Raw genomic sequence first — 25,285 nt, 5'->3', positions numbered from 1 at the left:
TACGCTGCGCCCAAGCCCATGTCCCTCTTCCGCACCGTTCTCGTCGCCGACGACGAGCCGTCCATCCGCCACATCCTCACCCTGGTGCTCAACGACAAGGGCTACGAGGTGCGCGCCGTCGCCGACGGCGAAGAGGCCCTGCGAGAGCTGTCCGCGCGCCCCTACGACGTCCTGCTGTGCGACGTGCGCATGCCCAAGCGCGACGGGTTGTCGGTGCTGCGCGCGGTCCTCGCCGACCAGCCGGGCCTCACCGTGGTGGTGATGAGCGCCTACGGCTCCCAGGAGCAGGCGCTGGAGGCGGTGCAGGCAGGGGCGTACGACTACGTCCAGAAGCCCTTCAAGCCGGAGGAGATCGTCTTCGTCCTGCGCAAGGCCGAGGAGCGCGAACGGCTGCTGCGGGAGAACCGGCGCCTGCACGAGGCCCACCTGCCCGGCGCGTCGCTGGGCCACATCCTGGGGGAGAGCGCCGCGCTCCAGGCGGTGCTCAAGCAGGTGGCGCGCGTGGCCCCGGTGGACACCACCGTGCTCATCTCCGGGGAGAGCGGCACCGGCAAGGAGCTCATCGCCCGCGAACTGCACGGCAAGAGTCGCCGCTCCGCCATGGCCTTCGTGGCCGTCAACTGCGGCGCCATCCCCCACGGCCTCCTGGAGAGCGAGCTGTTCGGCCACGCGAAGGGCGCCTTCACCGACGCGCGCACCGCCCGCCGGGGCCTGTTCGCGGAGGCCGACGGCGGCACGCTCTTCCTCGACGAGGTGGGAGAGCTGCCCCTGGGCGCGCAGGTGAAGCTCTTGCGCGTGTTGCAGGAGGGGGAGATCCGCCCGGTGGGTGAAAGCCGCGTGGAGCGCGTGGACGTGCGCGTGGTGGCCGCCACGCTGCGCGACCTGGGCCGGCTGGTGGAGAAGGGCGAGTTCCGCGAGGACCTCTACTACCGGCTCAACGTCGTGAACCTCGCCCTGCCGCCCCTGCGCGAGCGCCGCGAGGACATCCCGCTGCTCGCCCGCTCCTTCCTGGGTCGCTTCAACCGCGAGCTCAACCGGGACCCGCCGGTGCAGGGGTTCACCCCGGAAGCGGAGGCCCTGCTGACGGCCTACGCCTGGCCGGGCAACGTGCGCGAACTGGAGAACGCCATGGAGCGCGCGGTGCTGCTGGAAGAGGGCATCCTGATCGCGCCCGGCAGCCTGCCGGAGAAGTTGTGGGCGGCTTCCGCACCCGCGTCCGCCGGGACGGCGTCGCCGCTACAGACCGCAGGCGACCTGTCGCTCAAGCGAGCCATCCGGGAGATGGAGGAGTCCTACATCCGGGCAGCGCTTCGTCGTACGAAGGGCAATCGCACCCGGGCGGCGGAGGTCCTGGACATCAGCCACCGCGCCCTCCTGTACAAGATCAAGGAGTACGGCATTGATCCCGACGCGGAGGCGCTCCGGGGCTGAAGGAGGGACCCAAGGGCAGGGGAGAGGGTCGCCTGGCGACCCGACCTGGCAGGAATCATCCGCGGCCATTTGACGGAACGCGGCTGGGGCCGGAAAATCGGGCCTCCGCGGCGGTACGTCAGGGGGCGAGCGGCTGTCGTCGGTCTTTGCGGCGCTCCCCCGTCCGATGGGCGGCCGGGCGCCAAGCACTTTTTAGGAGGGGTATCAAGCCGGTGCTACGCTGGCCGCCTCTCCGATGGAGTTACGCATGGCGAAGGGCAAACTGGCACTTGGGCTGGATATCGGGTCGACGTCGATCAAGATGATCATGCTCAAGGAGCAGCGCAAGCGCGGTGAAGTGGGCTACGCCCTGCAAAGCTTCGGAATGAAACCGCTGCCTCCCGAAGCCATCGTCGACGGCGCCCTGATGAACTCCACGGCCATCGTGCAGGCCGTGCAGGAGCTGATGGCGGAGCTGAAGGTGAAGGGCAAGGACGTCGCCATCGGCGTGTCCGGCCACTCGGTCATCATCAAGAAGATCCAGATGCCTCGCATGAGCCAGGAAGAGCTCGAGGAGAGCATCCAGTGGGAGGCGGAGCAGTACATCCCCTTCGACGTGAAGGACGTGAACATCGACACGCAGATCCTCGACGGCGGCGGCAACGACGCCACCGGTCAGATGGACGTGCTGCTGGTGGCCGCCAAGAAGGACATGATCAACGACTACACCACCGTGGTCTCCGAAGCGGGGCTGTCGCCGGTGGTGGTGGACGTGGACGCGTTCGCCGTCCAGAACATGTTCTCCACGAACTACGAGCTGCCGGAGAAGGAGACCGTCGTCCTCATCAACGCCGGCGCCTCCGTGGTGAACATCAACATCATCGCCAACGGCGTGACGGTGTTCACCCGCGACGTGACCATCGGTGGCAACCAGTTCACCGAAGAGATCCAGAAGCAGCTCAACGTCTCCTACGAGGAGGCCGAAGCGCTGAAGATCGGCGGCAACCGAGCGGACGCGGACGCCGTGGTGCCCCAGGACGTGGAGCGGGTGCTCTCCAGCGTGGCGGAGCAGGTCGCCGGTGAAATCCAGCGCTCGCTGGACTTCTACGCGGGCACCGCCGCGGACTCGAACTTCACCAAGGTCTACCTCTCCGGCGGCACCGCGAAGATTCCCGCCCTGTTCAAGACCATCGAGGCGCGGACCGGCGTGCCGGTGGAGATCCTCAACCCGTTCCGGAAGATTGAAGTGGACAACCGCAAGTTCGACCCCGCGTTCATCATGGACGTGGCACCCATGGCCGCGGTGGCAGTGGGACTGGCGCTCCGGCGCCCGGGCGACAAGCTGGGCTGAACCGCTCTGGCCGCGAGGAGATGACGCACATGATGATTCGAATCAATCTGCTGCCCGTCCGGGCGGTGAAGAAGCGCGAGATGGGCCAGCAGGTGCTGGTCGTCTACGCCGCGGTCCTGATCGCCGCGGTGGTGGGCAACTACTTCTGGTACGCGGATCGCGATGGCGACCTGACGCGTGCCAAGCAGGGCATCGCCCAGACGAAGGCGAAGATCGCGGAGCTGGAGAAGGTCATCGGCGAGGTGACCAACATCAACACCCGCAAGACCGAGGTGGAGAAGAAGCTGGCCGTGCTGGACACGCTGCGCAAGGGGCGCAACGGGCCGGTGCGCATGCTGGACGCGCTGTCGTCCGCCCTCCCCAAGAAGGTCTGGCTCAAGAACTTCGTGGAGGCGTCCAACAACGTCACCATCAACGGTTCGGCCGTCAGCCACGACGAGGTCGCCGAACTGATGCGCGGCCTGGGCGGCATGGTGTGGACGCCCAAGGGCATGGGGCGCCTGGTGGAGCAGCGCCGCGACGCGAAGACGACCCGCGTGGAGCTCTTCAACACGGAGACCGCCTCCGTGGAGGAGTTCCCCGTGGGCGACATCCGGCCGTTCTTCAAGAACATCGAACTGACCAACGCGGTGCAGACCAAGGCCACCGCGGCCGGGTCGCCCACGCTGGTCGACTTCAAGCTCACCCTCACCGCCAACTACGCCATCTAGCAGGCGGCGAAGGACCCCCACGTCATGGACAAATACCTGGATCAGCTCGCGAAGGCCCCGCCGGCGGTGAAGTTCGGCGGACTCGCGGCACTCGTCGTCATCCTGACCGTCGCCAACTTCTTCCTCGCCATCCAGCCCACGGAAGAGGCCATCACCGCCCGGGCGGCGGAGCGGCGCAAGTTGGACCTGGAGCTCGCGGAGAAGAGCGAGATCGCCCAGAACCTCAACGAGCGCCGTCGCGAGATGGACGTTTTGGAGCAGAAGCTGGCGGAGGCCCTCACGGAGCTGCCGGAGCGGCGCGACATGGAAGAGCTGCTCGCGCAGATCAACGACATCGGCAAGAAGTCCGGCCTGGAGATCGCCCGCGTGGAGCCTGACAAGGAGTACGTCAGCGGCGGCGAGTTCTTCGCGCGCATCCCCATCAAGATGACGGTGAGCGGCAACTACCACGAGATCGCCATGTTCCTGCAGGAGATGGCGAACATGCGCCGCATCGTGAACGTCAACAACATCAAGCTCGATGGCGCGGCCCTGAAGAACGAGAAGGTGGTCCTCCAGAGCAGCTTCCTGGCGACGACGTTCCGGTTCGTCGAAACGAAGCCCGCCGTCGCCGCCGACCCGAAGAAGCCCGTCGAGAAGAAGAAAAACTAGAAACTTGATCCGCCCGGCAACTGGGGCGACAAGGGATGACGCGGATGAAGACGTTCAAGTCCACGATGACTGCTGCGGTGCTGGTGCTGACCTTGTCTGCCTGTGGGGAGACGCCTCCGGCCAGCAAGCCTCCCGCCAAACCCAAGGCTGCGGCCCCCGCCGTGGCACAGGTGATGGCGAAGGCCGAGGTGTCGACGGTGCCAGGTTTCGTCTACACCTACAGTCCCGTGGGCAAGCGGGATCCGTTCCGGAGTCCGCTGGAGGAGCTGGGACCGGTGGCGCGCGATGCACCGGAGCGCGCCTGCAACGAACCCCTGTGCGTGTTCGACCTCGACCAGCTCAAGCTGGTGGCGGTCGTGACAGGGGACGCCAGTCCGCTGGCGATGGTGGAGGATCCGCTGGGCCGGGGCCATATCGTCCGGCGTAACACCCGGGTGGGGCGCCAGGGCGGTAAGGTGACCCAGATCCTCCGGGACTCGGTCACCGTCACCGAGGTCTTCACGGGTGCCAAGGGCGAGCTCATCAGCAATCCGGTGAGCCTGCACCTCAAGGCAGATGGCGTAAAAGACCCCGCCTACAACCTGATGACGGGCAAGAACTGGGAGTAGCGCCCCACGGCGCGCCCGCGGGCAGTCGCCCGCACCAACTTGTTGAGGGGACGCATGCTCGAGCAGAGCGCTGTGACGAGGGGCAAGTGGTTCATGGCGACCGCATGGGCGGTCGTCCTGGCAAGCGCCAATGTGTACGGCGCGGATCTGAATACGCTGCGCGACCTGCAGGTGTCGCGGACGGGAGCTGGTGCCCAGGTCGTGGTGACCGGGACCCGGCCGCCTACCTTCACCGTCTTCCGGCTCAGTGGGCCGGAGCGGCTGGTGGTGGACCTGTCGTCCGCGGATGCCACGGGCATCAAGGGACATCATGACGGCACCGGTCCGGTGTCCGGCGTGGTGGCCGCCCAGTTCTCCGACGCACGCGCCAGTGTGGGCCGTGTGCTGGTGGCGCTCGACCAGGCGTCCCAGTACGACGTGCGCGCCGAGGGCAACCGCGTCGTCATCTCCGTGGACGGTTCGTCGGTGGCCCCCGCCACCGTGACCGCCCAGGCGCCCGTGGCTCCGAAGCAGGCCGAACCGGTGGCTGTCGCCGCCGCGCCGAAGCCCGCTCCCGTGAAGGCCGCGCCGGCGCCTGTCGTGGAGGCGATGGTGGCCGTGGTGCCGGAGGAGGGCGCTGCCGCCAAGGCCGCTCCGTCCCAGACGCCGGGCCGCGAGAACGTGGTCGCCACGGAGGCGGATGAGCGCGAGGTGGCCCACCCGGCCCAGCGCATCACCCGGCTGTCCCTGGACGGCGACGCGCTGCGCGTGGGCGCCGATGGCGACATCGCGCGCTACGAGGTCCTGGAGCTGGTGGATCCCCCCCGTCTCGCCGTGGATGTCTACGGCGTGGGCCTGAGCGCGAAGGCGCCCAAGGTGAAGGGCAACCTGCTCAAGGACGTGCGCGTGGGCGCCCATGAGGACAAGGTCCGCCTGGTCCTGGTGGCGAAGGGCGACATGCCCGCCTACCGCGTGGACCGCTCCGAGCGCGGCCTGGAGGTGGTGCTGGGCGCCGCGGTGGCGCGCAAGCCGAAGCCTTCCACGCCCCGCGACGCGGTGGCGGAGACCGAACCCCTGCGCCCGCAGCCCCTGCCCGTGGAGGCGCCGAAGTCCGCGCCGGCCGTCGTGGCCCAGGCGGCCCCGCAGCCCCAGGCGGTGGAGGTCAAGGACCTGTCCTTCGACGAGAGCGCCTCTGGTGGTCGCGTGCAGCTGAAGCTGTCCGGCGCGACGACGTGGAAGGTGGACCGGCCGGATCCGCGCAGCGCGGTGCTGACGCTGGACAACGCGCGGCTGCCCAAGAAGCTGGAGCGCAGCCTGGACACCAGCGCGCTGGACACGCCGGTGAAGATGATCAGCGCCTTCAGCGTCCCCGGAGAGGGCCGCAAGGTGCGCGTGGTGGTCGCCGCCGACGGCGCCATCGAGGAGAACGTCACCCAGGGCGCCAACACCCTGAGCTGGCGGCTGGATGTGCAGGGCGTGAAGACGGAGGAGGTCGCCGTCACCCAGCGCACCGCCGGCTTCACGGCCGAGGCGCCGGCGTACGCGGCGGAAGGCGCGCCCCAGCAGGCTCGCTACCGTGGCAAGCGCGTGTCCTTCGAGTTCAAGGACATCGAGATCCAGAACCTGCTGCGCGTCATCGCGGAGATCTCCAAGCGCAACATCGTGGTGGCCGACGACGTGTCGGGCCGCGTGACCATCCGCCTTCGCAATGTTCCCTGGGACCAGGCGCTGGACCTCATCCTGCGCACCAAGCAGCTGGGCCAGGAGCAGGTGGGCAACATCATCCGCATCGCGCCCCTGAAGACCCTGGAAGAGGAGGCGCGGCTGCGCCAGGAGCGCAAGAAGTCCCTGCAGCAGCAGGAGGACCTGCTGGTCAGCCTGGTGCCGGTGAACTACGCGGTGGCCGGTGACATGTCGTCGCGGGTCAAGGATGTGCTCAGCGACCGCGGCTCGGTGTCGGTGGACGTTCGCACCAACGTGCTCATCATCAAGGACATCCGCTCCAACACGGAGAAGGCGCGCGCCCTGGTGCGCAGCCTGGACACGCAGACGCCGCAGGTCCTCATCGAGAGCCGCATCGTGGAGGCGACCACCACGTTCAGTCGCAACCTGGGCGTGCAGTGGGGCGGTCAGGCGCGTCTGTCGCCGGCGACCGGCAACCCCACCGGCCTCATCTTCCCCAGCACGGTGGGCGTGACGGGTGGCTCTCCGGGCACGGCCGCGGGCGTCCCGTCGGCGCCCAACTTCGCGGTGAACCTGCCGGCGGCCGTGGGCCAGGGCATCGGTGGTGCCATGGGCTTCGCCTTCGGTTCCGCGGGCGGCGCGCTCCAGCTCAACCTGCGCCTGTCTGCGGCGGAGTCCGAGGGCACGATCAAGACCATCTCGTCGCCCAAGGTGACGACGCTGGACAACAACACGGCCCGCATCAGCCAGGGTCTGTCCATCCCGTTCAGCCAGACGTCGGCGAGCGGCGTGAACACGACCTTCATCGAAGCGCGTCTGTCGCTGGAAGTCACGCCGCACATCACCCAGGACGGCAGCATCCTGATGTCCATCCAGGCGCAGAACAACCAGCCGGACCCGTCCAACACGGGTGCCAACGGTCAGCCGTCCATCCAGCGCAAGGAGGCCAACACGCAGGTCCTGGTGAAGGACGGCGATACCACCGTCATCGGTGGCATCTACGTGCGCCGGGGCAGCACCTCCCGCGAATCGGTGCCCTTCCTGTCGAAGATCCCCGTGCTGGGCTTCTTCTTCAAGAGCACCTTGGAAACCGACGACCGCCAGGAACTGCTCATCTTCATCACGCCCCGCATCCTCAACCGGCAGACCATCGCGCAGAGCCTCTAGGGGCCTGCCGTCTGATTGGGAGACTCATTCCAATGAAGCCATTGTTCGTCGCGGCGTCCCTGGCGCTGGGCCTGTGCGGGTGCTCCGAAAGCCCGCCGGTCGTTCAAATCCTTTCGGTCAAGGTCCCGACCGCGGAATGCTCGCTGGAGAACAGCGCGGTCGGAAGCGCGGGCGGGTCGCTCAACCTCGCCTACGGCCAGAGCTATCTGTTGGGGCTCTTCGTCAACTCCAGCTACGTCAACACCCCGCTGGAGGTGAACGACATCCCCCTGGATCCCGAACCAGGGACGGGTGGTCAGGCCACCACCATCGTGGAGAACGTGGAGCTGTCGTATGAGACGACGCCAAGCTTCCGGATCCCCGACCAGACCATCAAATACACGGGCAGCCTGAATCCGGGCTCCGAACAGAACAGGCTGCTCATCAACCTGTTGACCCGGGAGTCCGCGGAGGCACTGCTGGACAACGTGCCGCCGGGTTCGGAACCGGTGCAGGTGACCGTGACGGTGAAGCTCACGGGCAAGTTCGCCAGTGGGAGCGGTTCGTTCGAGTCCAACGAGTACGTCTACACGTTCGACGCCTTCAACGCGACCCGCCCCATCCCCGTCTGCGGGCCGGATGAGGTCCCGGATGCCGTAGCGCCGTGCAACTCCACCGGTGGGCAGGACGGCAACTACCCCTCCTGTATCCTCTGACCCGCGGGCGCCCGCCGCCCGCCTGGGATGACCATGTCCTTTCGCACGCACCTTGAATCGGTGGTGAACCAGGTGGACGGAGCCCTCGCGTGCAGCGTGATGGGCTTCGACGGCATCTCCGTGGACACGTTCCAGAAGGACGAGGCCGCGGAGCTGGACGTCACGGGCACCTGGGTTGAGTACGCCAACCTGCTGACGCAGCTGAAGAACGCCGCCGAGTCCCTCAAGACGGGCACGGTGACGGAAGTGAGCGTCAACAGCGAGAAGGTCCTGACCGTGATGCGCCTGCTGACACCGGACTACTTCCTGGTGCTGGCGCTGCGCGCGGACGGCAACTTCGGCAAGGGCCGCTACGTCCTGCGCGTGACGGCGCCGAATGTGAAGGCGGAGCTGTAGCGGACAGTCGTCCGGGCAGGGGCCACCCTGCCTGCCCGGCGACGCACCGTGATGCTGCTTTCCCCTTTGCAGGACTCAGGGCATGGGCTAGACACCCCGGACTTTTCATCGTTTTTGCCTGTCCGAAGGAGTCGGTCCCCATGGCCGGTTACGTCGATACGTCCGAGTTCCGCAATGGTTTGAAGATCGAGATCGACGGCGAGCCGTTCGTGATCGAGTACTTCCAGCACGTGAAGCCGGGCAAGGGCTCTGCGTTCGTGCGGACCAAGATCCGCAGCCTGATCTCCGGCCGCATGCTGGAGCCCACCATGAAGTCCGGCGACAAGGTGGGCCTGCCCGACATCGAGCAGAAGGACATGGAGTTCCTCTACTCCTCGGGTGAGGAGTACCACTTCATGGAGAAGAAGTCGTACGAGCAGACCTTCATCATGGCGGCGGCGCTCGGCGACTCGAAGAACTTCCTGAAGGAGAACACCCAGGTCGAGGTGCTCTACTACAACGGCAAGGCCATCTCCGTGACGCTGCCGAACTCCGTGGACCTGAAGGTCGTCAAGTGCGACCCGGGCGTTCGCGGCGACACGGTGTCCGGTGCGATGAAGCCCGCCACGCTGGAGACGGGTTACTCCGTCAACGTGCCCCTGTTCATCAACGAGGGCGACGTGCTGAAGATCGACACGCGCGAAGGTGGCAAGTACCTCACCCGCGTGTCCACGGCGGGCTAGTCACCGTCCGTCTTCACCTGGCGACTCCCGGAGGGGTCTGGAATGGCAACGAAGCGCAAGGCAACCCGGCCGGCCACGCCCGCGAGCGCGGCATCCGGTCGTGACGCGAGCACCACGTCCCTGGACGTGGAGGCCCTGCGGCAGATCGTGGAGATCCTGGAGGCCTCGGACGTCACCCGGCTGGTGTGGACGCGGGGTCCTGAGAAGCTCTACATCCGCCGCGGTCACGCGCCAGAGACGACCATCGTGCACCACACCAACGCCCCGGGTTCCGGGGTGACGGTGTCGCCGCCGGTGGAGTACGCCGCGCCCGCGCCCCGTGCGGCCGCCCCCGCCGCGTCGGCGCTGAGCGCCCCGGTGGCTCCGGAGAAGCCGGCGGAGAAGCCGGGCCACCAGGTGACCAGCCCCTTCGTGGGGACGTTCTACCGGACCCCCGCGCCGGACCAGCCCGCGTTCGTCGACGTGGGTTCGGTGGTGCGCAAGGGGCAGGTGCTCTGCATTGTCGAAGCGATGAAGTTGATGAACGAAATCGAATCCGAGGTCTCCGGCAGGATCGCCGAGGTCCTCGTGGAGAATGGTCGCCCGGTGGAGTTCGGCCAGGCGCTGTTCCGCATCGAGCCGGCCTGAGTCCGTTGTTCAAGGCGCGTCCGGCCCGCACTGGGGCCGGATGCGCCCCAGGCCCTCTCAAGGAGCACGGACGTGTTCAAGAAGGTACTGGTCGCCAACCGCGGGGAAATTGCCCTGCGGGTCATCCGCGCATGCCGTGAGCTGGGCATCGCCACCGTGGCGGTGCACTCCACCGCCGACGCCAACGCGTTGCACGTGCGCTTCGCGGACGAAGCGGTCTGCATCGGGCCGCCTCCGTCCAAGGAGAGCTATCTCAACGTGCCGCAGTTGCTCTCCGCGGCGGAGATCACCCGCGCGGACGCCATCCACCCGGGCTACGGCTTCCTGTCGGAGAACGCCGAGTTCGCGGAGGTCTGCGAGAACTGCAAGATCCGCTTCATCGGTCCGCGTCCGGAGATGCTCCGGCTGATGGGCAACAAGGTGAGTGCGCGCCGCGCGGCCCGGGAGGCCGGCATGCCGCTGCTCCCTGGCAGCCCCGGCGTGGTGAAGGACCCGCGCGAGGCGGAGGTGTTCGCGAAGGAGATTGGCTTCCCGGTCATCCTCAAGGCGGCCGCGGGCGGCGGCGGCAAGGGCATGAAGATCGTCCGTGAGCCGGGCGTGCTCGCGCAGGCGTTCTCCACCGCGCAGGCGGAGGCCCTGGCCAGCTTCTCCAACGGCGACCTCTACATCGAGCGGTACGTGGAGAAGCCCCGCCACATCGAGATTCAAATCGTCGCGGACGAGCACGGCAACATCATCCACCTCAATGAGCGCGAGTGTTCGGTGCAGCGCCGGCACCAGAAGCTCATCGAGGAGTGCCCGTCACCCGCGCTCACGCCGGAGCTTCGCCAGAAGATGGGCGAGGTGTCCGTCAACGCGATGAAGAAGCTTCGCTACAACAACGTGGGCACCATCGAGTACCTGCTCGACGAGCACGGGCAGTTCTACTTCATGGAGATGAACACCCGCATCCAGGTGGAGCACCCCGTGACGGAGCTGGTCATGGGCGTGGACCTGGTGCGCGAGCAGATCCGCATGGCCTACGGGGAGCCCCTGCGCTTCAAGCAGGAGGACGTCCAGATTCGCGGGCACGCCATCGAGTGCCGGGTGAACGCGGAAGACCCGGTCACCTTCGCGCCGTGGCCGGGCAAGATTACGGGCTACAGCGTGCCGGGCGGCTACGGCGTGCGGGTGGACTCGGCGGCGTACGAGAACTACACGGTGCTGCCGCACTACGACAGCCTGCTGTCGAAGCTCATCGTCCACGCGGAGGACCGCGAGACGGCCATCCGCCGCATGCAGCGGGCGCTCTCCGAGTACGTGGTGGAGGGCATCCGCACCAACATCCCGTTCCACCGGGCCGCGCTGGCGGAGGAGTCCTTCCAGGAGGGCAACTACGACACGCGCTTCGTGGAGCGTCTGTTGGCGAGCGAGACGGGTTCCCGCCGGCTGCGCAAGGCCGTGGAAGAGACGCCGTAGCGCGCGCAGGGCTCTTGCCGGGCAGCCCGCCGGGCGGACGACCGTCCGTGCGGGTGATCCGCCCCGGGAGGATGGCAGGCAGTTTCTTGACCCGCGTCGGAGGATTCCGTTAGCCTCCGAACCTCCCCCCCAGAGAAGGACTGAAACCCGCGAAGTTCCTCGGGGTTTCTGCCTGTCGGAAGCGCGCGCTCGATGGACAAGAACAAGATCATCGAAGCCGCCGCGAAGTTGGTCGCGAAGGGCGCGTACGACAAGGCCATCAAGGAGTACCAGAAGGTCCTGGAGGTCGACCCGAAGGACATCCGGGTCCTCCAGAAGATGGGGGAGCTGTACCAGAAGAAGAATGACAACGCGCAGGCGGCGCACTTCTTCACCAAGGTCGCGGAGAGCTACTCCTCGGACGGCTTCTTCCTCAAGGCCGTCGCTCTCTACAAGCAGGTCCTCAAGCTCAACCCGAACCTGCTGGAGGTGAACCTCAAGCTGGCGGAGCTGCACCAGCAACTGGGCTTGATGTCGGAGGCGATGGCGTACTTCCAGATCGTCGCCAATCACTACGACAAGGCCGGCGACACCAAGGCGAGCCTCGACACCCTCAAGAAGATGGTGGATCTCGACCCGGAGAACGTGGCGTCGAAGATCAAGCTCGCGGAGCTGTACGCGCGCGAGAACATGACGAAGGAAGCGGCGCAGGAGTTCAAGCGCGCCGCCGAGTACCTCAAGCGCAACAGCCGCGCGGATGACTGGCTTCGCGTCGCGGAGCGGCTCTCCGCGCTGGAGCCGGAGAACCTGCCGCTGGCGAAGGAGCTGGCCGCGTCGTACTTGCAGCGCGGCGACCAGAAGCGCGCGCTCGCCAAGCTCCAGGTCTGCTTCAAGGCGGATGGCCGCGACGTGGAGACGCTGACGCTCCTGGCGCAGGCGTTCCAGGGGCTGGGCCAGGTCTCCAAGACGGTGTCTGTCTACAAGGAGCTGGCGAAGATCCACCAGGAGCGCGGCCGCACCGCCGAGTCCGATGGCGTGTGGACGCAGATCGAGCTGTTGGATCCGCAGGATCCGGATCTGCTCGCGCGCCGGGGCCCCGTCGACGAACCGGAGCCGGAGCCCGAGCCCATGGCCGCGCAGGAGGACGCCGCGCCCCAGTGGAACGCGCCCGCCGCCGCGCAGCCTTCGCGTCCCGCGCCCGCCGCGCCGCCGCCGGCCGCCGTGGCGCCGGCTCCCGCGGGGATGAGCCGCGAGCAGCTGGCGAAGCTGCTGACGGAGACCGACGTCTACGTGAAGTACGGGCTCCACGACAAAGCGCTCGAACACCTCCGCAAGGTGTTCGCGGTGGATCCGGAGAACCTGGACGCCCACGAAAAGGCGTACCACATCTACGTGGCGGCCAATAACGGCGCGCAGGCGTCGGAGCAGCTGCTCAACGTGCTGCGCCTGTGCACGCGCCGCGCGGATGTGCAGCGCGCGCAGCCGTACCTGGCGTCCATCCTCCAGGAGAACCCGGCGCATCCGGAGGTGCCTGCCTTCCTGTCCGTGCTGCGCTCGGAGGGTGGGGTGGTGGCGCCGGTGGCCACGCCGGGCGTGGAGTCGCTGGAAGAGGACGCCATCCTGGTGGACTCCAACGACGATGAGATCCTCGTCGCGGAGCCTCCGGATGACGCGCTCGCGCAGCCCGAGGGTGACGAGCTCGCGCTCGCGGCGCTGAGCCACGGGACGGATTCGGATGAGATCGTCGACGACGAGGTCGCCGAGACCACGTTGAGCGGCGAGGAGGCGGTGATGGGGGAGCCCATCAGCTCCTCCGAGAACGCCGTCTACGACCTGCCGCCGCAGGACGACCTGGTCGTCGGTTCGGACGATGACGCGCTGGTGCTGGCGGACGAGCCGGGCCTGGGCGATTCCCAGTCCGGCTACGAGGACGAACCGCTGGTGGGCCCGGACGACGCGCTGTCGTACGCGGCGGATTCGTTCGAGGACACCTCCGGTGGCGACGAGCCCATGGTGCTCGCGGACGACCCGGACGGCATGTCGCTGGGTGATGAGGACGAGCCGCCGCCCACGCGCGTGAACTCCCCGTCGCGCGCGCTGCTGAACGAGGCCGCGCCGGACACCCTTCAGGTCCCGACCTTCGACGACGAGGACATGGCGTTCTCCGACCCCGGCAGGTCGCTGGGCGAGGAAGACGACGCGCCCACCCGCGTGGGGCTGGCGCCGCTGGATGCGTCCGCGCTGGACGACGGGGGCCTGGAGGACTACGCGCCTCCGGCTGCCTACGACGCGGGCTCGCAGCTGGGCGACGACGACGACGAGCCCACCGCCGCGCACCTCGTGCTCGCGCCGCTGGACACGACGGGCTACGACGAACCGGAGCCCGAGCCGGAAGCGGAGCCCGAGGCGCTGGCGGATGAGCCGGAGCCCGAAGCGGAGCCGGAGGAGGAGCCCGCCGCCGAGGAGTGCGACGAGGCGTCGTTCTTCCTGGACCAGGGCCTGCTCGAAGAGGCGCGGGAAATCCTGGAGACCATCGCCATCGCCTTCCCGGGCCACGTGCGCGCCGGGGAGCTGATGGCGCGGCTGGAGGAGGCGGAGGCCGGTGGTGGCGCGGCCCCCGCGGACGAGGCCCCGGCGGAGCCCCTGTCGGTGCCTTCCGTGCAGCCGGTGACCGAGGCGTCCCACGACGAGGAGTCCGGCGGCGACGCGTTCGACCTGGCGGCGCAGCTGGCCGGCGAGCTGGACGACCTGGGCGGCGAATCGCTGGCGGCGGTGCCCCCGGCGGACGAGGACTTCCAGTACTCGGTGGACGAGGTCTTCGCCGAGTTCAAGAAGGGCCTCGCCAAGGTGGTGAAGCCCGAGGACGTGGACACGCACTACGACCTGGGCATCGCCTACAAGGAAATGGGCCTGCTGGACGACGCCGTCCACGAGTTCGAGGTGGCCCGGCAGGGCAGCGCCGGCACGAAGCGCGAGCTGGACTGCCTGACGATGATTGGCATGCTCCACACGCTGCGCGGCCGTCCGGACGAATCCGTCCAGGTGTTCAAGGAAGGCCTGGGCAACGTGCTCGCGGTGGGTGAGGTGGCCAAGGCCCTGGGCTTCGAGCTGGCGAGCGCCTACGACGCGCTCAACGAGCCGGGCAAGGCGCTCTTCCACTTCCAGCGCGTGGCCGCCATGGACGCGAAGTACCGCGACGTGGGGTCGCATGTGACGCGCCTGTCGGCGATGACCGCACCCGAGGATGACCCGCTGCCCCGGGCTGGAGCCAAGGCGCCCGCCGCCCCTCCGACGCCGGTTCCTGCAGCGGGCGCGCCGAAGGCTCGTAAAGTAGGGTACGTGTAGCGCGTCCCCCCGAGGCCCGGCGAGCCCATGACGACCTACCTCGATTTCTTCGAACTCAGCCAGGAGCCGTTCTCCAACGCTCCGGTGAGCCGCTTCTATTACAACTCCGCGCAGCACTCGCAGGCCCTCACGCGGCTGATGCATGCCGTGGGCTACATGAAGGGCCTGTCCATCCTCGTGGGCGACATCGGCGCGGGCAAGACGACGCTCGCCCGGCGCATGCTCGACTCGCTGCCCGAGTCCGAATACGAGGCCGCGCTGCTGGTCATCATCCACTCGGGCATCACCGCCCAGTGGCTGCTGCGCCGCATCGCGCTCCAACTGGGCGTGGAGAATCCGGCGCAGGAGAAGCTGGCGCTGCTGTCGCAGCTCTACCAGCGCCTGTTGCAGATCTACGAGTCCGGCAAGAAGGCCGTCGTCCTCATCGACGAGGCGCAGATGCTGGAGACGCGGGAGATCATGGAGGAGTTCCGGGGGCTGCTGAACCTGGAGGTCCCCGAGCGCAAGCTCATCTCCTTCGTCTTCTTCGGCCTGCCGGAGATTGAAAAGAACCTGAAGCTGGACCCGCCGCTCGCCCAGCGCGTGGCGCTCCGCTACAAGCTGGAGCCCTTCACGGCGGAGTCCACCGAGGCGTACGTGAAGCACCGGCTGCGGCTCGCCGGGTGCCCGCGGATGCCCTTCACGCCGGAGGCGCTGCTGGCCGTGCACGAGCACTCCGGCGGCACCCCGCGCGTCATCAACACCCTGTGCGACAACGCCCTCTTCGAGGCGTTCCTCGCGCGGCAGGAGTCCATCGACGCGGAGCTGGTGCACCGCATCGGGACGAACCTGGGCCTGAAGGGTGGCTCGGCTGCTTCCCAGGAGAGCGAGCGGGCAAGCGCGCCTGCCTCGTCGCTGCCCCGGACGGCGAACACGAAAATCGATCTGGCGGAGATCGACCGCTACCTCGAGGGACTCGGTAAGCTCTAGGGGCTTGTCTCCCCCCAGCCGCAACGGTGCGCGCAAGGCGCTGCTGTTGATGCTCCTCGTCGTATCGGGGAGCATCCTGCTGTTGCGCCAGCCGTTCACCTGGGACGCCGCCTGCACGGTGGCGCGCAGGCACCTGCCGGACGTGCTGGGCCTGGACGTCGGCATCGGCCGGTGTGAGTTGGATCCGCTGGGTTCGCGCGTGGTGCTGCGCGGTGTGTCGGTGTTCGCGCCCGGTTCGGATACGCCGCTGTTCGCCGCGGATGAGGCGGAGGTGGGGCTGGGCTTCCTGTCGCCCCTGTCCCGCCGCTTCGTGCTGGGCCACGTGAGCGTGCGCCATCCGCGCGTGGTGCTGGACCTCTCAAAGCCTTCGCCCGACAAGCCCGCTTCGGACGGCACGTGCCCGCTCACGCCACTGGAGCGCGTGGGCGTGGGGCGCATGAGCATCACCGGCGCGGAGGTGCGGCTCGCGCTGCCCGAGGGCCGCAGCGTGGAGGTGGAGAACCTCGACGTGGGGTGGGTGGAGCGCTGGGGCGTGATGGAGCTGGAGGTCGGCGCTCGGCGGGGCGTGGTGCGACTGGGCGCGGGCGGCGGCGAGCTGGCGCTGGGGCAGTTGGCCTTCACCGGCGCGTTGGATCCGGACGAGGGGCTGCTCGACGTGGAGCGCGCGGAGGTGACGCTCGACGACATCACCGCCACGGTGTCCGGCCGGGTGGAGACGCTGTGCCATCCCACGCTCGCGCTGGACGCGCAGGTGTTCCTGCCGCTGCGCACGCTGTCGCAGGCGAAGCTGTTGCCGCGGCCCGCCACCGGGCACCTGTGGACGCGCCTGTCGCTGTCCGGGAAACCCTCCGCGCTGGCGGTGGGCGCGGACGTGTCCGCGAGCAACCTGTCCTATGAGCAGTACGGTCCGCTGAGCCTCACCGCGCGCCTGTCGTACGCGGGGGACCGCGTGCGCGTGGAGTCGCTGGAGGCCCCGGTGGGTGGGGGCAAGGTGAAGCTGTCCGGCGCGCTCAAGCTCACGCCGGAGCTGCCGGTGGAGCTGACGCTCCAGACGGAGGACGCGTCGTTCGGTCGCATCCTGGAGCGCGCGGGCGTGTCCGGGTCCTGGGTGGACTTCCCCGCGTCCGCGAACGCGCACCTCACCGGCACGCTGCTGCCCCGGCCCTCGCTGTCCGGGCCCCTGGACCTGCGCACCGGCCACTTCACCCTGGCCACGCGCGCGTTCGATGCGCCGGTGCGTTCGGGCAAGACGTTGCTCACCTTCGACAAGGGCCGCGCGCAGACGACCGTGAAGCTCCAGGGCGACCGCGTGTCCTTCTCCCGGCTCACGGTGGAGTCGGGCAAGTCTCGCGTGCATGGCGAGGTGACGCTCTACTTCGACACCGCGCGGGGCCTGGACATCCAGGGCAATGGCGAGGTGGAGCTGTCGGACTTCGGCCACATCGCGGAGCTGCCGTGGGCCGGGCGCGGGACGGTGAACTACTCCGTCGTGGGGCCGCTCGCCGACGTGAAGGTGGACGCGTCGCTGTCGCTGCGCGACTTCGTCTTCTGGGGCTTCAACCTGGGGGTGACGCAGGGGAAGCTTTCGTACTCCAACGGCGTCCTGTCGTTCCCCTCGCTCACCGGGCAGAAGGGGCGCACGCAGTACTTCGGGAAAGGCGCGCTCACATTCGCGCGGCTGCTGCACCTGCGCCTGGACCTGAACGTGCCCCAGGGGCGCACCGAGGACCTGGTGGACCTGGTGGCGGGCCTGAGTCCTTCCATCGCGGTGATTCAGGGGCAGTTCGGCGGCGCGGCGTCCGGGCGCGTGGAGATCGACAGCCCGTTGGAGAAGCTGGAGGGACTGGTGGCCTTCGATCTGAAGGACACCACGTACCTGGGGCGCCGGCTGGGCGCGGGCGCCGCGCGGCTGCGCTTCGTGGACGGCAAGGAGATGGTGCTGGAGCGCACCGTGCTGGATGGCCGGCTGGGACGCACCTGGGTGGAGGGCACCTTCGCCTTCGCGGGCGGCCTGGACTACCGCTTCGGTGGAGAGAACCTGTCGCTGTCGGAGGCCGTGGGCCCGGAGACCGCGGAGGAGATGGGCATCCAGGGCACGCTGGCGCTCGCGGGCACCGTGGCGGGCACGGCGGACAAGCCGGACATCCGCGCCACGCTGAAGGGCCCGCGCATCACCTTCGCGTCGCGCGACCTGGGCGCCATGGACCTGGCGCTGCACCAGGACGGCAAGGCGCTGCGCATCACCGGACATCCCTTCCGCGACGCGCAGGGCTCCATGTCCATGACGGTGAAGGAGCCCTACCTCTTCGAGTCCACGTTGGAGCTGCTGCTGCCCGAAATCCGTCCGCTCCTGCCCCAGGTGCAGGCGCTCGCGGGCGTCACCGGGATGCTCGCGGGGCGCGTGACGTTGCAGGGCCCGCTGTTGCAGCCGGACGCGTACCAGGTGGCGGCCACGCTGCGGGAGTTGACGCTGGCCCGGGGCGACCTGCGCGGGCGCAACCAGGCGCCCATCGTGCTGGCCTACGCCGGGGGCCGGCTGGACGTGCAGCCCTTCCGCTTCAGTGGCGCGTCGGTGGACGTGACGCTGGGCGGTTGGATGAGCAAGACCCGGATGAACATGAGCCTGCGCGAGGGCCGCATGGACGTGCGGCTTTTGGAGCCGCTTCTGCCGGGTATGGAGCGCGTGGGCGGCCAACTGCGAGTGGACGCGGAGGCCACCGGCACGCTGGACGCGCCGTCGGTGGTGGGCACCGCGGAGCTGTCCGATGTGCGGATGTCCATGCGCGACATGCCGCTCACCGTGCGCGCCATGTCCGGACGCCTGGAGATGACGGGCCAGCGCGTGCTCCTGGAGCACCTGCAGGCGCAGGTGAACGAGGGGCAGGTGTCCGCGCGAGGCGACATCCGGCTGGAGCGCTTCGTGCCCAAGCGGCTGGCGCTGACGCTGCAACTGGACGCGGTGCCGTACCGGATGACGGAGGACCTGCCGCTCACCGTGTCCGGCCTGCTCCAGGTGGTGGGACCGCCCACCAACCCCACCGTCACGGGTGGGCTGGACATCGTGAAGCTGCGCTACTCGAAGCCGTTGGACATCGAATCGCTGCTCAAGACGATGCAGAAGAAGCCGTCGCTCGCGGTGGGCGGCGGGGGCGAGCGCGCTCGGGACGCCTTCTTCACCTGGGACGTCAACGTGCACTTCGGCGACGTGCGCGTGGACAACAACCTGGCGAAGGCGCGGCTGTTGGGCGACGTGCGGCTCACCGGCACGGACGTGCGGCCGGGCCTGCTGGGCCGGGTGGAGGCGGCGGAAGGCAGTCAGGCGTTCTTCCGCAACAACCTCTTCACCATCGAGCAGGGGCAGCTGGAGTTCCGCGACGCGTCCGGCATCGACCCGGTGTTCGAGGTGCAGGCTCAGACGCAGGTGCGCGAGTTCGTGGTGAAGCTGCACGCGTTCGGCCGGCCGGCCAACCCCCTCATCGTGCTGTCGTCGGAGCCGGTGCTGACCGAAGGCGACATCCTGTCGCTGCTGACGCTGGGCGTGACGAGCGCGGACAAGGACACGGCGGCTTCGGCGAGCTACGGTCTGGCGGCGGAGGCGTTGTTCAACGTCTCCGGCCTGGACCGGCAGGTGCGCCGCTTCCTGCCCAGCAACCCCGTTCTCCGGGATTTGTCCCTGCAGATCGCCACCACCTACAACGACGCCACCCGGCAGGCCGAACCCACCGCACAACTGGAGTCGAAGTTCCTCTCCGAGCAGCTTAAAATCGGGATGACCCAACCGGTGAGTGGGCGTGGTACCCGGGCACGCGCTGAGTATCGCTTCGACGACCGTCTTTCCGCACAGGCCCAGTGGGACAACGAGAACAGCCAGGCGTCGTTCGGAAACCTCGGGCTCGAGCTGAAGCTTGGCTGGGAGGTCGAGTAGCCGCGCTGACCGCGGTGCTGCTCCTCGTGTGCGCGTGGCCCGCCTTCGCCGCGTCCCCCACTGGCTCGGGCGACAGCGACGCCGCCGCCCCCAACGTGATGGCGGTGGAGCTGCACCTGCCCGAAGGCGTGGCCTCCGAGGGCCTTTCGGCGCTCGTCACCCTGCGCAAGGGCCAGGCGCTGACGCCGGGCGCGGTGCGCCGGTCCGTGGAGCAGTTGTTCGCCACGGGGCGCTTCGCGGACGTGGTGGCCATCACGGAGGACGTGCCCGGCGGGGTGCGGCTCGTCTTCCAGCTCACGCCGCTGCCCCAACTGGCCCAGGTGACGGTGCGGGGCAACCGCGTGCTCACGACCGCGGAGCTGCTGGATGCGAGCGGCCTGCTGGAGGGCGGCCCCTTGGATCCGGAGGAGCTGGACACGGCGGCGGCCTCCGTGCGCGAGGCCTACCAGCGCAAGGGCTATGACGCTGTCTCCGTCCGGGTGGAGGAGCAGCCGGTGCTCGCGGGCGGCGTGGCGGTGACGTTGGTGGTGGAGGAGGGCAAGCCCACCCGCGTGCGGCAGGTGACGTTCTCCGGCAGCCCCGCGCTGCCTCTGCCTCGCCTCGTGGAGGCGCTGGGGATGGTGCCCGGCGAGGTGTTCGACAGGGCGCGACTGGACCTGGGCCTGGAGCGGCTGCGGGTGCAACTGCGCGAGGGACGGCACTGGCGTGCGTGGGTGGGGCCTCCCACCATCGTCGTCGAGGACAGCGAGGCGTCCGTGGCGGTGCCGCTGGCGGCGGGGCCGGCCTTCCACCTGCGCTTCACGGGCAACCGCCACTTCCCGTCCACGCTGCTGGCCCGGGTGGTGGCCTACGACGGCGAGGAGGCATTGGACGAGTCCGTGGCGGCGAGGCTCGCGCGGCGGCTGGAGGCGTTCTACCGGCGGCGGGGCTTCCACGACGCGCGCGTGAAGGCGCTGGAGATGATCCGCCCGGACGGCGACGCGGCGGTGCTGGGCTTCCAGGTGGAGGAAGGGCCTCCGCTGCGGGTGACGGAGGTGCGCTTCCACGGCAACGTGGCCGTGTCGTCGGAGGCGCTGCGCGCGCAGCTCGCCAACCAGGTGGCGGCGGCGGAGACGTGGCCGGAGCTGGACCTGCCCATGCGCGAGGATCCGCTGGAGACCGAGGGCCGCGGGCGCCGCCACGGCACGAGCGTGGTGTCTCCGCCGGACCCGTCCACCGTCTACGTGGAGGACATGTGGCTGGAGGCCGTGGACACCATGACGACGGCCTACCGCGAGCAGGGCTTCGCCTCCGCGCTGGTCACCTTTCGCGGCCTCTCGGTGGACACGGTGCACCACACGGCGGAGGCGGACTTCGACGTGGAGGAGGGGCCCCGCGCGCTCCTGCTCGACACCGCCTTCGAGGGCCTGCCTCCGGAGGTGGACCCTTCGTGGGTGACGCTGCTCTTGCCCAAGGGCACGCCGCTGAGCTTCGAGCGGGTGGAACAGGCGCAGGCGGCGCTGGAGCGGGGACTGAGCCGCGAGGGCTTCCTCTTCGCGCGCGTGAGCAACGCGGTGTCGGTGGACGGGGTGGGCACCTCCGCGCAGGTGGCGTTCCGCGTGGATGCCGGGCCGCGCGTGCACGTGAGGCAGGTGCTGCTCCAGGGGCTGAAGCGCTCGGATCCGGACGTGGTGCTGGCGCAGTTGGACCTGAAGCCCGGTTCGCCCCTGTCGGTGGAGGCGCTGGCGGATGCGCAGCGGCGCCTTTCGCGGCTGGGGCTGTTCCGTCAGGCGGAGCTCTCCCTGGCGGACCCCAACCGGCGCGAGGCCTCCAAGGACGTGCTGGTGACGGTGCAGGAGCGCCCGCGCATCGACGGCGAGGTGTCCGGCGGCTACTTCCTCGTCGACGGTCCCCGCATCACGCTGGACACGGCGTGGCGCAACCTGGATGGCCGGGGCCTGAACCTGCTGGCGCGCGGCAAGGTGAACTACGCGGGCGCGAGCGCGGAGGCGCTGTCGTCCTCGCGCCTGCCCACCGGGTGCAGCACGGGCGAGCTGTCGGGCGAGGCGTGCGACACCGACCTGGACGGCTTCAGCGGCCTGGGCGGACGCGGCAACCTGGCGCTGTCGCAGCCCCGGTTGTCCTTCGTGGCGCCGCAGGAGATTGGCGCCCGCCTGGACCTGATTGGCGAGCGCGTGCACCGGCCGTCGTACCTGTCCACGCGGTTCGCGGCGGTGATAGGCGCGGACTGGGCGCTGGCGTCGTGGGTGAACGTGTCGCTCCAGTACGAACTGGAGAACAACCGGCTGCGCTCGCGAGCGGGCGTGCTGGAGCTGGTGAACCGCGCGGACCAGGAGCGGCTGCGCTATCCGTACGGCGACTTCGCGCTGCACTCGCTCAGGCCGTCGGCGACGCTGGACTTCCGCGACGACCCGGCCAACCCCCGGCGCGGCATGGTGCTCAGCACCAGCGCGGAGTTCATGCGCGGCATCAGCGTGCACCCCACGGATGTCGCGGGCAACCGCGTGCCGGAGTTCCCCATCGACGGCGTGAAGCTGTCGGGCAGCGTCAGCGCGTACGCGCCGCTGGGACGCCGCGCGAGCGTGGCGGTGAGCGTGCGTGCGGGCACCATCGTTCCGCTGACGCAGGGCTCGCAGAACATTGGCTCCAAGCTGTTCTACCTGGGCGGTTCGTCCACCTTGCGCGGCTTCCGGGAAGACGGCGTGCTGCCGCAGGACGTGCGCGAGGTGCTGCACCAGCGGCTGGCCGCGTGCCGCGCGGTGATTACTCCGGCGGGCTGCCCGGAGGACCTGAAGGCGGTGCTCTCCGGCCAGGTGCCCGCGAGCCAGGGCGGTGAGCTGTACACGCTGGGCAAGGCGGAGCTGCGCGTGCCGGCGGTGGCGGCGGTGGACCTGGGCCTGTTCTTCGAGGTGGGCAACCTGTGGCAGGACCGCACCCTCTTCGACGCGAAGGTGCTGCGCTACGCGGCGGGCGTGGGCCTGCGCTACGTGACACCCGTGGGCCCGCTGGCCTTCGACGTGGGCTACAATCTGGACCGCGACGAAGCGCTCAACGAAGCCTCCACGCAGTTCCACTTCAGCATCGGTACGTTCTGACCGGAAGGCCCCTGCTTGCGACCCGAACGTCCGCGCCGTGGGATGGCTGGAGGGTGGGCCCTCGTCATGGGCCTGGGCCTGCTCGCGTGTCAGCACGGGCCGGATGCCTCCGCGAAGCCGCCGCGTCCCAAGTGGATGCCGCCGGAGGGCAACTGTCCTCGGGGGGCGCAGTTGCAGATGGAGCGGTTGGGGCTGAAGGCCGGGGACCGCATCCCGGTCATCGTGGACAGCATCCAGGACCACCCGGGGCCGGCCCGGTACAACTACAGCTTCGTCATCGCGCTGCCGCAGGGGGCATGGGAGGCGAAGCTCCCGGGCGCGAGCATCGGCGGGCGGCTCTACGTGACAAAGCACCGCGTGTTCGGCCGGTATGACCGCATCTTCACGCCGGAGAGCGGGGCCGCGTCGGTGCCCTTCTGCGGCGTGCTGCTGGATTCGCGCTGGGACCGGGACGGGGAGGGGCTCATCGCGTACCCCAGTCCCCTGAAGGGCTTCTCCGTGGTGCAGGACAACACCGGCATCCTCCTGGTGGTGGACCGCTACCCGTGAGGCGTGGGGGCTTTCAGTCCACGTGGAGCGTGTAGCTCTGCTGGGTGTTGCTCAGCAGGTCCTGGACGCCGAGCATGAAGGTGAAGTCGCCCGCGGCCGTGGGCTTGCCAGAGAGGATGCCCTTCTTCGTGTCCAGGAGGATGCCCGGAGGCAGCGCCCCGTCCTTGATGCTCCACGTGAACGAGTTGGTGCCGCTGATGGTCTGGAAGACGTAGGCGTAGTCGGAGCCGACGCGACCGTCGGGCACGCCGCGCGAGAGCAGCTTGACGAACGCCGTGACGTCCGCGAGGGCGATGGAGAGCGTGCGGGTGGTGCTCTGGGGCGGCGTGTCGTTGTCCGTCACCACCAGCGTGAAGGTCCGCAGACCCTCTTGGATTGTGGTGCCGGTGAAGCCGCCGTTCGCGCTCAACGTCAGCCCAGACGGCAGCGACTGCTCCGGGGCGAGGGCGAAGAGGTACGGTGCCTTGCCTCCGGTGGCGGAGACAGTCTCCGTGTAGGGATTGTTCCTGGGCGCGTCCGCGAGCGGCGCTGGCCCCGCGAGCCGCAGCACGGACCGGACGCTCAGCCGCAGGCTGCCGCTGGCGCGCTTCTTCGGGGTGCTCTCGTCGGTGACTTCCACCGGGAAGAAGACATCTCCCGCGCGCGTAGGGATGCCGGTGAGCAGGCCTCCGGTGCCGAGCGAGAAGCCCGCGGGGAGCTGCGTCGTGGCGTTGAACGTGTAGGGCGGGGTTCCGCCCCGGGCCTGGAGCTGCTCCGAGTAGTAGACGGTTTCAGTCCCTCCCAGCAGGAGGGTGGACTCCAGCGAGAGCGCGGCGGGGCCCGCGTCCGGCGTCGTGCCTGCATCCGGTTCGGTGCCCGCATCGGCGGTGCCCGCATCGACGGTGCCTGCGTCCGCCTCGCCCGCGTCCGGCGTCGTACCGCCATCCCGCTCCGTCCCCGCGTCCTCGTCCTCCCCGGAGATGGGCGGGTCGCACTGGCGACCTTCGCCACAGGCCGGCAGGCACCGGTTCACATCGGTGAGGCAGTAGGTGCCCGTCGGACAGCCCCCCGATGCATCACACGCGGCGAAGCGTGAGAGGTCGGGCGCGAACGTGCAGGACTGCACCGTGAAGAGCAGGGCGCTGATCAACGCGGCCTGGAGCGTCCTCCGGGCGGACCGCATGCCCGGCTCCGGTGAAACGGTGTGCATGCGAGCCGTGCGCCGCTGCGTCCTCATGGCCACTCCCAGATGAACGACACCGCGCCCCCGAGCCCGAGCAGCGCGCCCACGCCCATCAGCACGTTCGATGTGCGCGCCTGCCGTCGACCCGCGTCCAGCCGCGAAGCGAAGCAGCCCGAGAAGTCCTCGCCAGCCGCGGCGCATTCGCCCCCGTTCTTCGACACCCGGGACTCCGTGCTCCGCGCCGCGATTCCAAAGCCCACGCCCACCGCGAGCGCCACCCCGCCCGCGCCCATCATCACCTTGGGCAGCAGGCGCGAACCCCGGGGCGCGGCCTGCTTCACCGTCTGCGTGCGCAGGGGCGCCCAGACCTCCTGCAACGCCTGCCGGGCCCGCGTGTCCGCCTCGCCCGGCGTCAGGGCCGGTGCCTCGAACTGCGCGCGCGTCTCCGTGCCCCGCGCATCCGTCACCGTGAGCGCCACGCTGCGCTTGCCGCCCACGCCCAGCGCCACGCCGCGCACGAGCCTGCGAGCACCCAGTGACACGGCCTGCGCGCTCCGGCACTCCGTGTTGCCACACGACGACAGCGACGCGCCCGCACCGCGCAGCCGCGCAGCCGTGTCCTCGCGCGACTCCAGACACGCATCCGGCAGGGCGGACACCGCGCGCCGCGTGGCGTCCTCCAGCGCACGCGCGTCGGCGGAAGGCAGCGCCACGCGTTCGAAGGGCATCAGCACCACGCGCGTGTCCGCGTCGCAGGCGACAGCGGCCTGCGCGAGCCAGAGCAGGAGGGAGGCGGCGGACACG

Annotated in this window: 18 protein-coding genes; 16 read left to right on the top strand and 2 right to left on the bottom strand. The window is 69.3% G+C overall.

Annotated elements, in window-relative coordinates:
- Nucleotides 1-18: 18 nt before the first annotated feature.
- From OV208_RS14665 to OV208_RS14590, 16 genes are all read left to right on the top strand, one after another.
- Nucleotides 19-1,431 (top strand): sigma-54-dependent transcriptional regulator, encoded by a 1,413-nt coding sequence (locus OV208_RS14665; protein WP_267574447.1) that lies wholly within the window; start codon nt 19-21, stop codon nt 1,429-1,431.
- Nucleotides 1,432-1,678: 247 nt separating this feature from the next.
- Complete coding sequence (gene pilM, locus OV208_RS14660) at nt 1,679-2,761, top strand: type IV pilus assembly protein PilM (protein WP_120539795.1); 1,083 nt, start codon at nt 1,679-1,681, stop codon at nt 2,759-2,761.
- Between the two features lie 29 nt (nt 2,762-2,790).
- Nucleotides 2,791-3,471, top strand: a complete 681-nt coding sequence (locus OV208_RS14655; RefSeq protein WP_267574446.1) for a PilN domain-containing protein — start codon at nt 2,791-2,793, stop codon at nt 3,469-3,471.
- A 24-nt stretch (nt 3,472-3,495) separates the two neighbouring features.
- Nucleotides 3,496-4,122 (top strand): type 4a pilus biogenesis protein PilO, encoded by a 627-nt coding sequence (locus OV208_RS14650; RefSeq protein WP_120539797.1) that lies wholly within the window; start codon nt 3,496-3,498, stop codon nt 4,120-4,122.
- Nucleotides 4,123-4,166: 44 nt separating this feature from the next.
- Nucleotides 4,167-4,730, top strand: coding sequence for a pilus assembly protein PilP (locus OV208_RS14645; protein WP_267574445.1), 564 nt, complete (start codon nt 4,167-4,169; stop codon nt 4,728-4,730).
- Between the two features lie 54 nt (nt 4,731-4,784).
- Nucleotides 4,785-7,559 (top strand): type IV pilus secretin PilQ, encoded by a 2,775-nt coding sequence (gene pilQ / locus OV208_RS14640; protein ID WP_267574444.1) that lies wholly within the window; start codon nt 4,785-4,787, stop codon nt 7,557-7,559.
- A 32-nt stretch (nt 7,560-7,591) separates the two neighbouring features.
- Nucleotides 7,592-8,254: a hypothetical protein gene (locus tag OV208_RS14635; protein WP_267574443.1), complete on the top strand. Its 663-nt coding sequence runs from the start codon at nt 7,592-7,594 to the stop codon at nt 8,252-8,254.
- A gap of 33 nt (nt 8,255-8,287) precedes the next feature.
- Nucleotides 8,288-8,650, top strand: a complete 363-nt coding sequence (locus OV208_RS14630; RefSeq protein ID WP_120533513.1) for a roadblock/LC7 domain-containing protein — start codon at nt 8,288-8,290, stop codon at nt 8,648-8,650.
- 140 nt (nt 8,651-8,790) lie between these two features.
- Entirely contained in the window at nt 8,791-9,372 is a 582-nt protein-coding gene (gene efp / locus OV208_RS14625; protein ID WP_267574442.1) for an elongation factor P, read from the top strand.
- A gap of 42 nt (nt 9,373-9,414) precedes the next feature.
- Nucleotides 9,415-9,999, top strand: a complete 585-nt coding sequence (gene accB, locus OV208_RS14620; RefSeq protein WP_267574441.1) for an acetyl-CoA carboxylase biotin carboxyl carrier protein — start codon at nt 9,415-9,417, stop codon at nt 9,997-9,999.
- A gap of 72 nt (nt 10,000-10,071) precedes the next feature.
- Nucleotides 10,072-11,457, top strand: coding sequence for an acetyl-CoA carboxylase biotin carboxylase subunit (gene accC / locus OV208_RS14615; RefSeq protein ID WP_267574440.1), 1,386 nt, complete (start codon nt 10,072-10,074; stop codon nt 11,455-11,457).
- A 192-nt stretch (nt 11,458-11,649) separates the two neighbouring features.
- Complete coding sequence (locus OV208_RS14610) at nt 11,650-14,781, top strand: tetratricopeptide repeat protein (protein ID WP_267574439.1); 3,132 nt, start codon at nt 11,650-11,652, stop codon at nt 14,779-14,781.
- A gap of 27 nt (nt 14,782-14,808) precedes the next feature.
- Entirely contained in the window at nt 14,809-15,750 is a 942-nt protein-coding gene (locus OV208_RS14605) for an ExeA family protein (RefSeq protein WP_267574438.1), read from the top strand.
- Nucleotides 15,751-15,799: 49 nt separating this feature from the next.
- On the top strand, nt 15,800-19,675 hold the full coding sequence (locus tag OV208_RS14600; protein ID WP_267574550.1) for a translocation/assembly module TamB domain-containing protein: 3,876 nt from the start codon (nt 15,800-15,802) through the stop codon (nt 19,673-19,675).
- Nucleotides 19,676-19,689: 14 nt separating this feature from the next.
- Complete coding sequence (locus OV208_RS14595) at nt 19,690-22,770, top strand: POTRA domain-containing protein (protein WP_420715022.1); 3,081 nt, start codon at nt 19,690-19,692, stop codon at nt 22,768-22,770.
- A 66-nt stretch (nt 22,771-22,836) separates the two neighbouring features.
- On the top strand, nt 22,837-23,319 hold the full coding sequence (locus tag OV208_RS14590; protein WP_267574437.1) for a hypothetical protein: 483 nt from the start codon (nt 22,837-22,839) through the stop codon (nt 23,317-23,319).
- Between the two features lie 13 nt (nt 23,320-23,332).
- Here OV208_RS14590 and OV208_RS14585 read toward each other — a convergent pair whose 3' ends face one another.
- On the bottom strand, nt 23,333-24,535 hold the full coding sequence (locus OV208_RS14585; RefSeq protein WP_267574436.1) for an Ig domain-containing protein: 1,203 nt from the start codon (nt 24,533-24,535) through the stop codon (nt 23,333-23,335).
- The gene (locus OV208_RS14580; RefSeq protein WP_267574435.1) at nt 24,532-25,284 is read right to left on the bottom strand and encodes a hypothetical protein; all 753 of its coding nucleotides are present in this window, start codon (nt 25,282-25,284) and stop codon (nt 24,532-24,534) included. Before OV208_RS14580 ends, OV208_RS14585 begins: the two co-directional genes overlap by 4 nt.
- Between the last annotated feature and the right edge of the window lies 1 nt (nt 25,285).

It is taken from the genome of Corallococcus sp. bb12-1, from assembly GCF_026626765.1.
GTDB classification, from domain to species: Bacteria; Myxococcota; Myxococcia; order Myxococcales; family Myxococcaceae; genus Corallococcus; species Corallococcus terminator.
This window is presented reverse-complemented; position numbering and strand designations above follow the sequence as displayed.

What these genes read in the sequence shown, in the direction of transcription:
- accB (WP_267574441.1), top strand. Translation starts at nt 9,415, where the DNA reads ATGGCAACGAAGCGCAAGGCAACCCGGCCGGCCACGCCCGCGAGCGCG.
- pilQ (WP_267574444.1), top strand. Translation starts at nt 4,785, where the DNA reads ATGCTCGAGCAGAGCGCTGTGACGAGGGGCAAGTGGTTCATGGCGACC.
- OV208_RS14635 (WP_267574443.1), top strand. Translation starts at nt 7,592, where the DNA reads ATGAAGCCATTGTTCGTCGCGGCGTCCCTGGCGCTGGGCCTGTGCGGG.
- pilM (WP_120539795.1), top strand. Translation starts at nt 1,679, where the DNA reads ATGGCGAAGGGCAAACTGGCACTTGGGCTGGATATCGGGTCGACGTCG.
- efp (WP_267574442.1), top strand. Translation starts at nt 8,791, where the DNA reads ATGGCCGGTTACGTCGATACGTCCGAGTTCCGCAATGGTTTGAAGATC.
- OV208_RS14655 (WP_267574446.1), top strand. Translation starts at nt 2,791, where the DNA reads ATGATGATTCGAATCAATCTGCTGCCCGTCCGGGCGGTGAAGAAGCGC.
- OV208_RS14665 (WP_267574447.1), top strand. Translation starts at nt 19, where the DNA reads ATGTCCCTCTTCCGCACCGTTCTCGTCGCCGACGACGAGCCGTCCATC.
- OV208_RS14600 (WP_267574550.1), top strand. Translation starts at nt 15,800, where the DNA reads ATGCTCCTCGTCGTATCGGGGAGCATCCTGCTGTTGCGCCAGCCGTTC.
- OV208_RS14650 (WP_120539797.1), top strand. Translation starts at nt 3,496, where the DNA reads ATGGACAAATACCTGGATCAGCTCGCGAAGGCCCCGCCGGCGGTGAAG.
- OV208_RS14610 (WP_267574439.1), top strand. Translation starts at nt 11,650, where the DNA reads ATGGACAAGAACAAGATCATCGAAGCCGCCGCGAAGTTGGTCGCGAAG.
- OV208_RS14630 (WP_120533513.1), top strand. Translation starts at nt 8,288, where the DNA reads ATGTCCTTTCGCACGCACCTTGAATCGGTGGTGAACCAGGTGGACGGA.
- OV208_RS14605 (WP_267574438.1), top strand. Translation starts at nt 14,809, where the DNA reads ATGACGACCTACCTCGATTTCTTCGAACTCAGCCAGGAGCCGTTCTCC.
- OV208_RS14585 (WP_267574436.1), bottom strand. Translation starts at nt 24,535, where the DNA reads ATGAGGACGCAGCGGCGCACGGCTCGCATGCACACCGTTTCACCGGAG.
- OV208_RS14590 (WP_267574437.1), top strand. Translation starts at nt 22,837, where the DNA reads ATGGGCCTGGGCCTGCTCGCGTGTCAGCACGGGCCGGATGCCTCCGCG.
- OV208_RS14645 (WP_267574445.1), top strand. Translation starts at nt 4,167, where the DNA reads ATGAAGACGTTCAAGTCCACGATGACTGCTGCGGTGCTGGTGCTGACC.